The 12,788-nt window shown below is 45.7% G+C and carries 16 protein-coding genes and 2 pseudogenes; 10 read left to right on the top strand and 8 right to left on the bottom strand.

Going from position 1 to position 12,788, the window contains the following annotated elements; translation table 11 throughout:
- Positions 1 to 15 precede the first annotated feature (15 nt).
- The gene (locus AYY16_RS03115) at positions 16 to 342 is read right to left on the bottom strand and encodes an AzlD domain-containing protein (RefSeq protein ID WP_067361952.1); all 327 of its coding nucleotides are present in this window, start codon (positions 340 to 342) and stop codon (positions 16 to 18) included.
- Entirely contained in the window at positions 342 to 1,004 is a 663-nt protein-coding gene (locus tag AYY16_RS03110; RefSeq protein ID WP_067361949.1) for an AzlC family ABC transporter permease, read from the bottom strand. Before AYY16_RS03110 ends, AYY16_RS03115 begins: the two co-directional genes overlap by 1 nt.
- 228 nt (positions 1,005 to 1,232) lie before the next feature.
- Between AYY16_RS03110 and AYY16_RS03105 the strand changes: the two genes are divergently transcribed.
- From AYY16_RS03105 to AYY16_RS03095, 3 genes and pseudogenes are all read left to right on the top strand, one after another.
- On the top strand, positions 1,233 to 1,790 hold the full coding sequence (locus AYY16_RS03105) for a helix-turn-helix domain-containing protein (protein WP_067361946.1): 558 nt from the start codon (positions 1,233 to 1,235) through the stop codon (positions 1,788 to 1,790).
- A gap of 139 nt (positions 1,791 to 1,929) precedes the next feature.
- Positions 1,930 to 2,502: an HdeD family acid-resistance protein gene (locus AYY16_RS03100; RefSeq protein ID WP_067361944.1), complete on the top strand. Its 573-nt coding sequence runs from the start codon at positions 1,930 to 1,932 to the stop codon at positions 2,500 to 2,502.
- 214 nt (positions 2,503 to 2,716) lie between these two features.
- Positions 2,717 to 4,010 (top strand): annotated as a pseudogene (locus AYY16_RS03095) (mechanosensitive ion channel family protein).
- On the opposite strand, the gene AYY16_RS03090 reads toward AYY16_RS03095, so the two are convergent.
- Positions 3,984 to 4,520, bottom strand: coding sequence for a DUF924 family protein (locus AYY16_RS03090; protein WP_067361941.1), 537 nt, complete (start codon positions 4,518 to 4,520; stop codon positions 3,984 to 3,986). The pseudogene AYY16_RS03095 and the gene AYY16_RS03090 overlap by 27 nt on opposite strands.
- Positions 4,521 to 4,708: 188 nt before the next feature.
- On the opposite strand from AYY16_RS03090, the gene yddG reads away from it, so the two are divergent.
- The 3 genes from yddG (at position 4,709) to AYY16_RS20110 (ending at position 7,081) form a co-directional block, all read left to right on the top strand.
- Positions 4,709 to 5,602 carry an aromatic amino acid DMT transporter YddG gene (yddG, locus tag AYY16_RS03085; RefSeq protein ID WP_067361938.1) on the top strand — a complete coding sequence of 298 codons (894 nt, stop codon included), beginning with the start codon at positions 4,709 to 4,711 and terminating at the stop codon, positions 5,600 to 5,602.
- A gap of 55 nt (positions 5,603 to 5,657) precedes the next feature.
- The gene (locus tag AYY16_RS03080) at positions 5,658 to 6,755 is read left to right on the top strand and encodes a glycosyltransferase family 9 protein (RefSeq protein ID WP_067361935.1); all 1,098 of its coding nucleotides are present in this window, start codon (positions 5,658 to 5,660) and stop codon (positions 6,753 to 6,755) included.
- Between the two features lie 125 nt (positions 6,756 to 6,880).
- Positions 6,881 to 7,081, top strand: coding sequence for a hypothetical protein (locus tag AYY16_RS20110; protein ID WP_150384720.1), 201 nt, complete (start codon positions 6,881 to 6,883; stop codon positions 7,079 to 7,081).
- A gap of 50 nt (positions 7,082 to 7,131) precedes the next feature.
- Here AYY16_RS20110 and AYY16_RS03075 read toward each other — a convergent pair whose 3' ends face one another.
- Entirely contained in the window at positions 7,132 to 7,398 is a 267-nt protein-coding gene (locus tag AYY16_RS03075) for a DUF6694 family lipoprotein (protein ID WP_235846197.1), read from the bottom strand.
- 218 nt (positions 7,399 to 7,616) lie between these two features.
- Here AYY16_RS03075 and AYY16_RS03070 point away from each other — a divergent pair, with 218 nt between their 5' ends.
- Entirely contained in the window at positions 7,617 to 8,549 is a 933-nt protein-coding gene (locus tag AYY16_RS03070; RefSeq protein ID WP_223861154.1) for a helix-turn-helix domain-containing protein, read from the top strand.
- Between the two features lie 9 nt (positions 8,550 to 8,558).
- On the opposite strand, the gene AYY16_RS03065 is transcribed toward AYY16_RS03070, so the two are convergent.
- Positions 8,559 to 8,783: a hypothetical protein gene (locus AYY16_RS03065; RefSeq protein WP_067361928.1), complete on the bottom strand. Its 225-nt coding sequence runs from the start codon at positions 8,781 to 8,783 to the stop codon at positions 8,559 to 8,561.
- Positions 8,784 to 8,960: 177 nt separating this feature from the next.
- Here AYY16_RS03065 and AYY16_RS20790 point away from each other — a divergent pair, with 177 nt between their 5' ends.
- Both AYY16_RS20790 and osmB read left to right on the top strand, forming a co-directional pair.
- Positions 8,961 to 9,317: a hypothetical protein gene (locus AYY16_RS20790; protein WP_223861155.1), complete on the top strand. Its 357-nt coding sequence runs from the start codon at positions 8,961 to 8,963 to the stop codon at positions 9,315 to 9,317.
- 119 nt (positions 9,318 to 9,436) lie between these two features.
- Positions 9,437 to 9,652 (top strand): annotated as a pseudogene (gene osmB / locus AYY16_RS03055) (osmotically-inducible lipoprotein OsmB); the annotation flags it as partial.
- A gap of 41 nt (positions 9,653 to 9,693) precedes the next feature.
- Here osmB and AYY16_RS03050 read toward each other — a convergent pair.
- From AYY16_RS03050 to AYY16_RS20785, 3 genes are read right to left on the bottom strand one after another with little or no spacing between them, the layout of a single operon-like run.
- Positions 9,694 to 10,284 carry a DUF1287 domain-containing protein gene (locus AYY16_RS03050; RefSeq protein ID WP_067361922.1) on the bottom strand — a complete coding sequence of 197 codons (591 nt, stop codon included), beginning with the start codon at positions 10,282 to 10,284 and terminating at the stop codon, positions 9,694 to 9,696.
- A gap of 45 nt (positions 10,285 to 10,329) precedes the next feature.
- Positions 10,330 to 10,938, bottom strand: a complete 609-nt coding sequence (locus AYY16_RS03045; RefSeq protein ID WP_223861156.1) for a hypothetical protein — start codon at positions 10,936 to 10,938, stop codon at positions 10,330 to 10,332.
- Positions 10,939 to 10,948: 10 nt separating this feature from the next.
- A complete protein-coding gene (locus AYY16_RS20785) occupies positions 10,949 to 11,125 on the bottom strand; it encodes a YidC/Oxa1 family membrane protein insertase (RefSeq protein ID WP_235846196.1) in 177 nt (58 codons plus the stop codon).
- Between the two features lie 1,051 nt (positions 11,126 to 12,176).
- Here AYY16_RS20785 and AYY16_RS03035 point away from each other — a divergent pair.
- Positions 12,177 to 12,647, top strand: coding sequence for a Csu type fimbrial protein (locus tag AYY16_RS03035; RefSeq protein ID WP_082970569.1), 471 nt, complete (start codon positions 12,177 to 12,179; stop codon positions 12,645 to 12,647).
- Positions 12,648 to 12,788 lie beyond the last annotated feature (141 nt).

The following is a 12,788-nucleotide window of genomic DNA, read 5'->3' as shown; positions in this document are numbered from 1 at the left end:
AACAGGGGAAAATCCTCACCACAGTGACAGCAGATAACGCAACAGCGCAGTGACAACGGCGGCTGCCAGAACAATCAGCAGAAAGGGTTTTTTATACCATGTCAGAAGCCCTGCCACTGCCACTCCGGCAATTTTAGGCCAGTCCGACAATTCCTGTCCGCTGAAAATAGTCATGGTGACGGCTACCGCGAACAAAATCACAATCGCCCCCATAGACAGCAGGTTTTTCACATGTGATGACACAGAAAAACGTCCGCTGAGCAACGCACCGGATGCGCGCATAACATAGGTTCCGACGGCCAGCAGCGCAATGCCGGTCAATATTGATAATGTATCCGGCATTATACTCTCCCCAGACTGACAACCAGCCCCAGCAGTGATAACAGTACCGGGATACCCGGTGGTAAGAATGGCGTGGCTGCCAGCGCGATCACCGCGCCCAACAACGCCGCCCGGCGGGTTTTTTCCTCACGCAGAGCGGGCAGGCAAAGTGCAAGAATAATGGCCGGGAACATCGCATCCAGCCCAAGCGCTTTGGTATCAACAATAAACGTACCGAGAAATTCGCCGATAATAGTCCCCAGCGGCCAGCACAAAAAGATCCCCAGTCCGCACAACCAAAACGCGGCTTTCTGCTTATCTTTCTCTTTTTCAGCCATGCCGAACACCACACTTTCATCATTAAGAATATGAAAGCCGAGGAGTTTTTTAGCGCCCTTGCCGGTAAGATCATGAACCGCCATACTGAACGGTACATGGCGCGCATTGACCAGAAGTCCTGCCAGTGCGGCAGAGACAGGGCTGCCACCGGCTGCCACCACGCCGATAAACAGAAATTCAGATGCCCCGGCAAGCACAATTATTGAGAGCGTCAGCGGCACCCAGAGCGAAAATCCGTTGGCATGTGCCAGTGCACCATAGGACACACCGACGATTAAATCCGCCACACACACCAGAACAATATTGCGGATCGTGACATTATCAAGTGGAAGAGCAAGTTTCATTGCGGTAGACTTATAAAATGAACGATATGTCCATTATGTCGAACGCTTTAAATTACGCAAGTGTTAATTCCGGGTTATGGCCAACGTCATTCAGGATGCAGGCAGACGGCAAGCTCCGACCGACGGGGAGCATACACAAGTATGTGACCCGGCGGGCTTCATGCCGCCAACGAACCTGCAGGTTGAATGAATAAGGCTATTTCCTGTTAATCAAAGAGAGTGAATATTATGGAACCATCTGCCTCTCCACCCCTTGAGATTATGGCAGCGACCCTGACACAGGAGCGCCAGCGCCAGGGGCGCTCAATTGCCGATATAGCACGCAGTGCAGGTATCGCAAAATCCACACTGTCACAGCTGGAATCCGCTCAGGGAAATCCGGGGATTGAGACATTATGGGCACTTTGTGTTGCGCTTAATATCCCGTTTGCCAGTCTGTTTGAAACACCGAAAAGCCGTGTGACGGTACTGCGGCGCGGCGAAGGAATACGGGTCAGTGCAGAAAATGCGTATTATCATGCGTTTTTGCTCTCCTCTGCCTCATCGGTCAACCGCCGTGATCTCTACACCATTACCGCCCAGCCGGGCAAAGATCGTGTGTCCGAGCCGCATATGGCTCAGGTAACAGAGCATATCCTGCTGATGACCGGCAGTGCCGTTGCCGGCACACTTGACGAACCCGCTACCCTGCTGCCCGGTGATTATATTTCCTATCCCGGCGATGTTCCGCATATCTTTAAAGCCCTTGAGCCGGACACTACCGCCGTGATGATTATTGAGCACTGATACATATCCGGTATTCATAAAATCAGGTTTATCGCAAATAATGTTAAATTACGCTATATTTTTCATGTATATTCCGCATCCGGCGTCATATTATACTTTGACGTTATGATTTCACATATGGACTTACCAAGGAGAAACCATGCTTGATTTTAATCGTCAGAATTTAGCGCAGATGACCGCTGATGCCCTGAAAAAACAACGGGGCTATTTATGGATTATTGCCATACTGCTTCTTATCGGCGGCGTGGCATGCCTTATGAATCCACTGATTTCCGGGGTAACGCTCAGCTATATTATCGGTGGCCTGCTCCTGATAAACGGAATTTCCATGCTGTTTATGACACTCAGCAGCCGGATTTACAGCGGCGGCAGTAAGGTTTTTTCTATTCTTGTCGCCGTTGCCTATCTTCTGTTGAGTTATGTCTTCCTGACCGATCCGCTGCAAGGCATGATGAGCCTCGCTATTTTGCTGGCTATCCTGTTTATTGCCGGTGGGATCCTGCGCCTGGGTGCAGGTCTGCGTCAGTTTTCGCAGCCGCGCGGCTGGTTAAATCTGGTCATCGGCCTGCTGGATCTGTTCATTGCCTATCTTCTGGTCGGTAATGGTCCGCTGGTTTCTGTCACCCTGATTGCCACCCTGGTGGGTATCGAGCTGCTGTTCAGTTCATTCGGCCTGATTGCGATTGCTTCAATGCTGAAAAAGAACAGTTAATCTCCTGATTGATTTTTTTAGTACATACCGGTGGTGTGACTCAGACAATCTGTTTCACGCCCCCGGATCTGCCATTCTCCGCAATTCCCTGCTGTATTTTAGGCTATTACGCGCCAAATACGTCAAAAAATGATACAGTAATCAATGCGATCCCTTTTTTAACATTTTCTGCTCACCAGTGAGCCGGTTACATCCCGACCCGGAGACTTTTTTTATGGAGCAACAACTGCGGCTGTGGCTGCAACAACAATTCGAACTTAATACCGACTATGCTTCAGGCGCGGCCATAGCCGGTGTCATATCCCTGATAGTCCTCATTGGTGTAATTTTGCACCTCGCGCTGCACAAAGGTCTGCTGCCCTATATAGAGCGCCGCTCCGCCGGAAGCGCCCGCCCGTGGGGCGCATTAATTACCCGCACCAAGCTGTTCAACCGGTTTGCCTTTCTTATTCAGGGACTGGTATTAAATATCCAGGCGCTGGTCTGGCTGCACCGCGGCACCACACAAGAAATTCTGACCACCGGCGCACAGGCATGGTGTCTGTTGTTCGGCATGCTGCTGCTCTTCTCACTGATGGATATCCTGCTGACGCTTTCCCGCAGCACACAATCACTGAGCAAACTCCCCCTGCGCGGTGTAATGCAGAGCCTGAAATTAATTATCGCCGTATTATTCAGTATCCTGATTATTTCATTGCTGATTGGTAAATCGCCGCTGATTTTGCTGAGCGGACTGGGTGCGATGACTGCCGTACTGATGCTGGTCTTTAAAGACCCGATTATGGGGCTGGTTGCGGGAATTCAGTTATCTGTCAATGATATGCTGAATGTAGGTGACTGGCTGGAGATGCCGAAATACGGGGCTGACGGGGCGGTGACCGATATCGGGCTGACCACGGTTAAAGTGCAGAACTGGGATAATACCATCACGACTATCCCGACTTATGCCCTGATTTCCGACTCATTCAAAAACTGGCAGGGTATGACGTCCTCAGGCGGGCGGCGCATTAAGCGCAGCATGAATTTAGACACCACCAGCATTCGTTTTCTGGATGACAAAGAAATCAGTAAACTGCGGCGTTCACACCTTATTTCCGGCTATATTGATGCAAAATCACAGGAAATAACGGATTATAATGCACAGTCACAAGAGCCGGAAGACAGTGCGCTCAACCACCGTAGACTGACAAACCTCGGAACATTCCGCGCCTATGCGGAAGCCTATATTAAAGCAAACCCGGCTATCCATAAAAAAAATGACCATTATGGTGCGCCAGTTAGCGCCGACACCGGATGGTCTGCCGATTGAAATCTATGCTTTCACCAATGTGACGGCGTGGATAGCCTATGAGCAGATCCAGTCCGATATTTTCGATCACCTGTTTGCGATCCTGCCGCAATTCCATCTGCGGGTACATCAGACACCAACGGGCTTTGATATGCGCGGCATCGCCGCACACTTTGCTGTCCGTGAATCAGAATCAGAACGCGGAACCGGGTTGGCGTAAAAATTCACATTCTTCCGGGGTGGATTTTCGCCCCAGAATCTCATTACGGTGCGGATAACGGCCGAAGCGGTCGATGATCGCTTTGTGCTGCCGCTCGTAATCTTCGGTATTCTCATCCAGACCTTTAAACAAAATAACCGCCTGCTTATGGATCAATGCCGATTCTGAATGCATATACGGCATCAGCACAAATTTCCGCTGAACAGGCGGTAATTGCAGGTAATCCGGTGTTTTTACCGCTTCCTGCGCCAGTACCAGCGCCATAGTATCCTGTGAGAAAGCCTGTGCATTATCGCGGAAAATATTACGCGAAAACTGGTCAAGAACAATAATTTCAGCAAGACGCCCGCCGATATGTTCACGCCAGCCAAAGCACTCTCCGGCTGCGGTCTGCTCCCATACCGTCAGAAATCGTGAGCGGATCTGTGCATCAAACTGCGTATCTTTTTTAAACCATTGTGCAGGCGTGATTTCATTGAACCAGAAATTCAGAATGTCCTGTGCTTCCATTGTAGTGCTCCATGTCTTGCCGGATATGAGGATCTCTCCCTTTGTCCGGAGGTGATATCGCGGTATGCTGGCAAATTCATTATTAGTTTAACGTATACCCTTATTCATTCAACCTGCAGGTTTGTTGGTTGTATCCTGAATGACGTTGGGGATATATCTTACAAGCTATTTATCACAGGCTGATATTTATGGGAAAATTTTCCGCACACACTGCCACTTTTTACGGCATTCTGGCTATCCTGTTCTGGAGCACAATTGTTGCTTTAATTAAACGGGTGAGTGAGGATTTCGGGCCGACATTCGGCGCAGCACTGATTTATACCCTGGGCTCTGTGATGTTGCTGCTTGTTATGGGGCTTCCCGCCATCCGTAAATATCCGCGCAAATACCTCATCTGGGGTACGGCGTTGTTTGTCAGCTATGAATTGTGCTTTATCCTGGCGCTGGGCTTTTCGCAAAACCGCCAGCAGGCTATTGAGCTGGGAATGGTCAATTATCTGTGGCCTTCACTGACAGTCGGGCTGGCAGTGATTATGGGCGGGCAGCGCCTGCGGCCCCTGCTTATCGCCGGACTGGTGCTTGCCGTGCTGGGAATAAGCCGGGTGATCGGCGGTGACAGCGGGTTATCTTTTTCCTCCGTTATGGACAATGTCGCACTCAATCCGCTGAGTTACGGACTGGCATTTACCGGGGCCATTATCTGGGCATTTTACAGTAATTTGTCACGCAAACTGGCTGACGGAAACAATGGTATTACCCTGTTTTTTATCCTCACCGCACTGGGGCTGTGGGTACTGAGCGCGTTTGACGGCATCATAATACCGGCTGATGTCTCCGTCTCCACCCTCGGTTTTCTGGTTGCCGCTGCCGCCCTCACCTGTGCGGCTAATTCACTCTGGACTATCGCTGTTTTGCGCGGCAATGTAGCACTAATTGGCACACTTTCTTATTTTACACCGGTACTCTCTACCGCGTTTTCATCTCTGTTGCTCAGTACCGCCCTCTCTTTCGCTTTCTGGCAGGGCGTGCTGATGGTCACAGGTGGCTCCCTGCTCTGCTGGCTAGCCACCCGGCGGCGCTGAGATACGGTAACCCCGTCGGCAACCAATTATACGGGTTTAATTTATAAGGAATACCATGTCAAAAAAACTCAAACATAAATTAGCAGGATGGTTCCTCCGGTGTTATACCCGCCGCCGTGATTTGTCACACACTGTCTCTGAATTCAAACAGTTACAAAATCCGGACTTTAGAAATATTGTTATTTACTCTACTACCGCACTCGGTGATTTTCTGATGAACACCCCGGCGATACACGCCGTAAGAGTCCGCTTTCCGGATGCCCGTATTACGGTTGTATCCAGCCACAAAATGCACAGTTACATCAACAGCGGCACCGGTAAAGACTGGGATGCGGTTATCCCGTGGAACGGAAAAATTCATGGCGTGCCCGCACTGGTCAAAGCCATCAACGCACAGGGCGCACCTGATTTACTCCTTATACTCCATTCCCGCGGTCCGTATGATTATCTGAGTGCGGTAATAAGCGGAGCCCGGTTTATATTCAGTTGCTCAGATACCGGGATCCCGGGCACTGAGCGCTGGCTGACAAATTATCTCACGGCATTCCATGGTCATTCTGTTCAGGCACGCCTGGATCTTATTGCCCCGCTTGGCTGTCAATTTACTGAAACCAGTGTTGAGATGCATGTTCCCTGCGGTGTCACAAAAACACCATCAGATTGCCTGCGGGTAGGTTTTCAGATGGGCGCATCAAGTGAAGAGCGCCGCTGGCCGGTTCATTATTTTGTGCAGGTTGCACTGGCGCTGTTTGCCCTGGATAAGAAATTAATAATCGTATTATTCGGCGCACCCGGTGAAATACCGTTAGGTGAGCAATTTTTAGCCCGGTTACCAACACAATTACATCACAGAACAGAATTATTAATCGGAAAAACCTCAGTGACTGAACTGACACAAGCCGTCAATAATATTGATGCGCTGGTTACCGGCGATACCGGGACAATGCATATTGCCCTGGCATTAAAAGTACCGACTATCAGCCTGTTTGTCAGCGCCAATCCCTGTTACACCGGACCTTATCAGAACCTTGAAATACATCAGGTGATTTCCGGGTTTGCCTGCCCGTTACTGATGGCTCCGGGTGACCACGAAATGTCAGCGGTTAAGGCCGAGCCGGTTATTAATGCCACGATTAAGGCGCTTACCAAATAAAATACATATTTACGGTACATAGTGTGTCATAAAATGAGTAACACGCTGTTTTTAATAAATAATACGTAATTACCCGAACTATCCCGGATACAAAAATAAAGTAAACTGGCAAAAAAGGAGGATGTATGTCAGAGAATTCAACAAAGCCAAAGATGACGCGGGAAGAAGAAGATGAGATCGAATCGCTGGCTAAAAGTCTTGTACAGCGGGATAAACTGAAACTGCTTAAAATTGATAAAGAAATTGAGCAGCAGCGCCCTGAACGGTTACGGGCCTGGTTTAAAGAGCGTCTGAAATATCACCGCGACGCCGCAAAAAATAACTGATTACTGCGACGATCTCTCCGGTACAGAGTGTTCCGGAGGGATCGACTATATTATTTTGCCAGCTTAATAATTTCTTTTGCTGTTTTTCCCTGCAATTTCTCTTTCATCGCGGCCATCATTTTTGCTTCATCACCACCCGATGCAAAGGCAGCCTGAAAACCAATTTTGGTAATCGCCCCTTTCAGTTCACGCGCATCTTCAGGTGAAAGATCTTTTTCCATTGTTGTAATTGATTCTTTTGCTGTTTCCTGTGTACTCATATCCAGCGTGGCTTCACCACATCCTGCCAGGACAAAAGAAAGTGCAATAACTGCCAATATTTTTTTTCATTTTTCACCTCATTAATAAAATCTGCGGTATTTTACATCGGTAAACAAATAAAACCACGCTTATTCAATTATCTGTGTATAAATTATTTATACAGTACCTGCATGAGCATCTGCCACAGAACAAAAACAGAACATATTCCGACCCGGATCACTGATATTTATCTGTTATTGTAAATCAACTGTTATTCAGTACTGAGGCAGATATAATGCCACAGGTAAAAAAACCTACCGGAAAAATTATGTTTAATGAGCGCGTTGTTGATGACATTCTTGGCTGGATAGAAAGTAATCTGGAATCAGATCTTTCATTAGAGGCTGTGGCACAGAAAGCCGGTTATTCAAAATGGCATTTTCAGCGTATATTTAAACAACAAACCGGCTATACCCTGGCAAATTACGTCCGTGGCCGCCGCTTGTCCTGTGCAGCAATAGCCCTGCGGTTGCTGCCGCTTAACCTGATGCACTTGTCATTGAAATACCGGTTTGATTCACAGCAGACATTTTGTCGTGCATTTAAACAGCATTTTGGTATTACGCCATCAGGTTACCGGAAAAAACATGGCTGGCACCCCGGTGGTTTTGTTCTGCCAAAACGTTATATTGATAAACTGCACTCATCACTGGAAATAACGATGCTACCGCAAAAGATATTAACCGGTACATCACATATATATCAGGCAGCATCCGATACCTGGAATCTGAATACTCCCGTATTACGTCAGCAATACTGGTCATTATTTTTGCAGCGGCTTCCTGTTTTACCGGATGTCGTATATGCAACACATGGTGTAAATAAATCAGCCGGTGATACATTTTCGATGTGTTATACCACAATGGCAGAAACTCACTGGCTGACAAATACAACACCACAAGATATTGTTTATGAACCGGGCCTTGTACATTATCTGAAAATCATATTCTCCGGTGATTTTTCAGATATTGATTTTCAGGATATTACCTATGATATTTATAATAATATTCTGTCTGAAATGAGTATTATCCGTCATCCCGACCACCCGGATATTGAAAAATACCTGTTAACAGACAAAAGACCTGAAGACGCACGCACAGAGCCAAAATCCCTGATCCGCGCACTGCACTATTATATTCCGGTGATATTGGATAACCCTGTAAGGTAGTCTTATATATTATCTATCAGCCAGAGAGACACCTTCACGGCTGTCAGGCGATGATACATTTTGTTCAGTGAACGCCTGTCGCTCACTATAGGTATCACTAAATCCGAGAATAAAGGTAAACAGTACAAATCCGTATACCATTTTTCTGCCTGATGGTATTTTCCTGCTTAACAAAATATAAATACTCAGTGAAATAGTCATAACCAAACCGGTCAGATATACGTAGTTCTCCATAATACAGACCCTTCCTTTGTCATAATGAACGTACTTTATCTTATTCATTCGGTCATTATTCTGATCTCTGCCTGATAATAACAAAATTCGGAATTACCTGTTCGTATCAGCCCTGTCTTTTGCCCGGGAACGGGTTACTATGAATTAAGGTATCTGCTGATTTCACGGAGGATAAGGATGACATCACACGCAGAGCACATTACTGTCGCACATATTCAGTGTGACGCAGAAGAGGAACTTCTGCCCCTGTTAAAAGAACTGACAGATAAACAAATGCTGGGCGGCTGGCGGCTGCGTAAACATGAAACAATCCCCTCTCCGTCTGCATCGCCCTGGTATCTGCTGAAAGATAATACACAACTGGCACTGCTGCCGACGCATCATTTCGCCGCAGTGACTATCACCGATCCCGATTTATCCGGCGAGAGTGCTATTGCGGAGCATAATGCAAAAGTAGAAAATTTGTATAACGCGATAAACTCAACGTACAGTATTTTATATTGTCACTTATCATTTAAAACACCCGTAACCTGAATCAGATAAAGTACCGGTGATAATTCCGGTATTTTAGCGCGTTTTCCCGATTATTCTGATACTGGTGTATGCAAAACAGAACTATGTTGTCATACGCCATTTTCTCAGGAGTTTATAATATGAATGCGAATACCAAAAGAGTAAGCACGGTGATTTTATCTGCAGCTCTGTTGCTTGCTGTTGCCGGCTGTTCAAATATGTCGAAACGCGACCGGCACACCGCAATTGGTGCCGGTGTCGGTGCTGTTGGTGGCGCTATCTTAACTGATGGCAGTGCATTAGGTACTGTTGGTGGCGCGGCAATCGGCGGACTTATCGGTCGTCAGACAGGAAAAAAAATAATTTACCGGAGCCGGTATCATGCCGGCTCCCTGCCTTACCCGGCTTTCGTGTAACGATAATGTCCCGTTATTTTCCAGCTAAACAGCACATCCTCACTGACCTGCCCGCCGCCAATATTGTGCATAACCAGCGGTCGCCCGCTGAGCTGCGATTTTTTATCAATCACAATGCCGATATGCGGGCGTCCGTTATTCAATTGCCAGGTCACAATATCGCCGGGAACATAGTCTGTCGCCTGCTGTGTAACGGGTTTACTCTCTCCTTTACGGCTGAAAAAAACAGCCAGGTTCGGTACCCGCCGGTGATCGATATTGGTATCCGTCCGGGTTAATCCCCACAATTTCCGGCTCGGGTAGCGGGAGAAATTCGCTTTCATGTCCTCATGAACTTCCTGTTGCAGATCAATACCGATTTTCCGGTAACTGCGGATCACCACATCAGAACAGACGCCCCTGCGGGGTGACACATCACCACCGGGATACGCAATTTTTTCATACGCTGAATCATAAAGTACCAGGCTATCCAACTGCTGTGCTGCCCGGCTCAGTTTATCCGCGCTATGGGCGACCGGCACAATAACTGACAGCAGCACACCACACAATACACCCGTAACACGTCTGCACATTAATATAATCCTGTTCAGTTGCTGCCGGTCAGTTGCTGCAGAAAGTTAAAACATGCCTTCGCTTACCCACAAATAACGCAGTAACCCCGCGCCTTCGTGTGGCTCTAACTGCAAAACACTCTGATACAACGCTGATTTTATTTCACAGGTTAATATAGCGTCTTTTTCCGGAATATCTGCGTCTTTTTCGTCAATCAGATCACCATAGGTGTGACGGAGCCTGAGAAAAAGACCGATATATAATGCATCAGTCTCCGCCGCAGATAATCCCGCCACCGGTTTCTGTGCCATAAACGGCTTTATCTGTACTGCGGAGATGTATATTGCAGGGTTTTCAGGATAGATACCACGGAAACAACGCTTGCCGGACGGATCATCTGCCAGCGTTTGATTAAACAGAGCAAGGCGGTTATCCGCGTATTGCATCACCACTTCATCCGGCAGACGATTTAATATAGCCGCCCTGTCAGGTGCCGTCCGTGAACGGAGTATCCGGTACAATTCATCAGCTGATTCTGCTGATAAAAAGTTAATTCTGCTGCTGTCCGAGGTTTTACCTTCTGCTGTCTGTTTAATAAAAACAGAGAAAAGCAGAACAATAAAAAATAAGATAGTGGCAGAAAAATAACAGGATCTATTTTTCTTTATTAACATATCGCCGGATTCATTCTAATACCAGTTTTTCCTGGCCCGCTTTTTCAGCCCATACATTGTATTCTCTGACCAGAGACATCACTTCATTATTGGAGTCTTTCATTTCACGCATGTGTGCCTGAAGTTTTTTCAGATCCCCGGGATAATCACGCTGGATCTCCTGCGCTTTTATACGCAAACGCTGCATTTCTTTATTTCTTTTTTCCAACGCTGCCAATAACTTATCTTTAATTATATTGCACTGCGAGATGGCCTCATAATTCAATTCTGAATAATCCGGCATATCGTGGTTATCAGTCATAACGTATCGTCCCTATCTGCAATAAACTGAATTATGATTATAGTGCTTCACCGGTGGCGTTGTTCCCGTCGCTTACTGTCCGGAAATAATGATGAATAACTGCTTATTCGCTCTGATATTTTCATCATTAGTAATATTTACTTATTATATCGGATATAAATATTCTTCGTGAAAATAAAAAAAACGGTCGGAGTAATACTCACATTATATTCATAACACACTATTTTATATGACATTCACTGTCAGATGATATCAGATAAAGTGCATTATAATAGGTGATATTTTTATCTGCGACAGATTCAGACTATTTTCAGACAATACCGAAATAAGGTTTTGTTATCCCCTGTGCTCACCCCGGAGATTAATCATGCGACCTGATTAACGGATTGGATCATAGTCTGTATTTTTTAATGTAATACCCAGCAAACTCTTACTGGTGTTCTGATGGTATAAAGTATCACTCTGCTGTAGCAGGAACATTACTTTTTCTTAACATTATGACTCAGGCGGAATTAGCTAATATCAGGCATGGTCTGTTGTTATTAACGTTATTTCACTTATTTTCAACATGAAAATAGTTATTATTACCTAATCGACTAATACGTAGCAGATAGCAGCTATTTTAATGTTTCAGCAGCTAATAATGAACAAAAAAAAGATACTCGAGTTTTCTACAGATTTAAGCTATTTTTTCACCAATAGTCAGAGCAATACTTCGTATATTACTTATATACTAAAATTAAACCCCACATCTATTGATCTTCTATACAATTATTTTAAAATATAAAAAATAGGAAGTATCTGTAAACCCCCTATTTACTAAAAACAAAAAAATCATCTGATGCAAATGTTAATTTTAAATTACTTAAAATTATAACTGTATGAAAATGATAATTATATAAATAAACACAGCACTCCCCACTAAGGTAAACCCGCGTTGAAAAAGATTAAATATTTAGGTTTAGCAGTGATGTTATCTACCTCTGCGACTACTTTTGCCAGTACGATTACATCAGAAAAAGTTAGTGCGAACATGAATGTTTATCTGACTGTACTTAAAGCCTGTACGGTTTCTGTCAGTGATATGAATTTCGGTAACCAGTTCAGTAATGCTGGTGAGCAAACCACGGATGCTACAGCCTCCGTGACATGTACCCAGGGAACTAACTATAAATTAACGGCCGATGCCGCAGATGAATATATGCTGGAAGATAACAGTGGTAATAAAGTCTCTTATGCTTTATATACCGACCAGGCAGGTAAAATTCCGATGACAACCGGAACAGCAGAAACCGGTACCGGTTCTGCCCAGCAATTAAAAATCTACGGTAAAATTGCAGCAAATACACTGAAACAGGCTCCGGCTGGTGTTTATAAAGATACGGTTTCTATTTTAGTAGATTATTGATCACACACAAAACGCAAGGAGTCTTTATGACTCCTTTTCCGTCTTATACCGGCTTATTTTATGTTTAAATCAATATATAAAAGATTAGGGATTTTTCTTACCTCAGCTTTATTGATCTCTTTATCTGCTGATGCGGCAACA

It is taken from the genome of Morganella psychrotolerans (assembly GCF_001676155.1).
GTDB lineage: Bacteria > Pseudomonadota > Gammaproteobacteria > Enterobacterales > Enterobacteriaceae > Morganella > Morganella psychrotolerans.
This window is presented reverse-complemented; position numbering and strand designations above follow the sequence as displayed.

Excerpts from the sequence above, each read along its gene's own strand:
- AYY16_RS03050 (WP_067361922.1), bottom strand. The coding sequence starts at position 10,284 with ATGTGCAGACGTGTTACGGGTGTATTGTGTGGTGTGCTGCTGTCAGTT.
- yddG (WP_067361938.1), top strand. The coding sequence starts at position 4,709 with ATGGGAAAATTTTCCGCACACACTGCCACTTTTTACGGCATTCTGGCT.
- AYY16_RS20790 (WP_223861155.1), top strand. The coding sequence starts at position 8,961 with ATGACATCACACGCAGAGCACATTACTGTCGCACATATTCAGTGTGAC.
- AYY16_RS03045 (WP_223861156.1), bottom strand. The coding sequence starts at position 10,938 with ATGTTAATAAAGAAAAATAGATCCTGTTATTTTTCTGCCACTATCTTA.
- AYY16_RS03115 (WP_067361952.1), bottom strand. The coding sequence starts at position 342 with ATGCCGGATACATTATCAATATTGACCGGCATTGCGCTGCTGGCCGTC.
- AYY16_RS03105 (WP_067361946.1), top strand. The coding sequence starts at position 1,233 with ATGGAACCATCTGCCTCTCCACCCCTTGAGATTATGGCAGCGACCCTG.
- AYY16_RS20110 (WP_150384720.1), top strand. The coding sequence starts at position 6,881 with ATGTCAGAGAATTCAACAAAGCCAAAGATGACGCGGGAAGAAGAAGAT.
- AYY16_RS03110 (WP_067361949.1), bottom strand. The coding sequence starts at position 1,004 with ATGAAACTTGCTCTTCCACTTGATAATGTCACGATCCGCAATATTGTT.
- AYY16_RS03070 (WP_223861154.1), top strand. The coding sequence starts at position 7,617 with ATGCCACAGGTAAAAAAACCTACCGGAAAAATTATGTTTAATGAGCGC.
- AYY16_RS03100 (WP_067361944.1), top strand. The coding sequence starts at position 1,930 with ATGCTTGATTTTAATCGTCAGAATTTAGCGCAGATGACCGCTGATGCC.
- AYY16_RS03080 (WP_067361935.1), top strand. The coding sequence starts at position 5,658 with ATGTCAAAAAAACTCAAACATAAATTAGCAGGATGGTTCCTCCGGTGT.
- AYY16_RS03065 (WP_067361928.1), bottom strand. The coding sequence starts at position 8,783 with ATGGAGAACTACGTATATCTGACCGGTTTGGTTATGACTATTTCACTG.
- AYY16_RS03090 (WP_067361941.1), bottom strand. The coding sequence starts at position 4,520 with ATGGAAGCACAGGACATTCTGAATTTCTGGTTCAATGAAATCACGCCT.
- AYY16_RS20785 (WP_235846196.1), bottom strand. The coding sequence starts at position 11,125 with ATGCAGCGTTTGCGTATAAAAGCGCAGGAGATCCAGCGTGATTATCCC.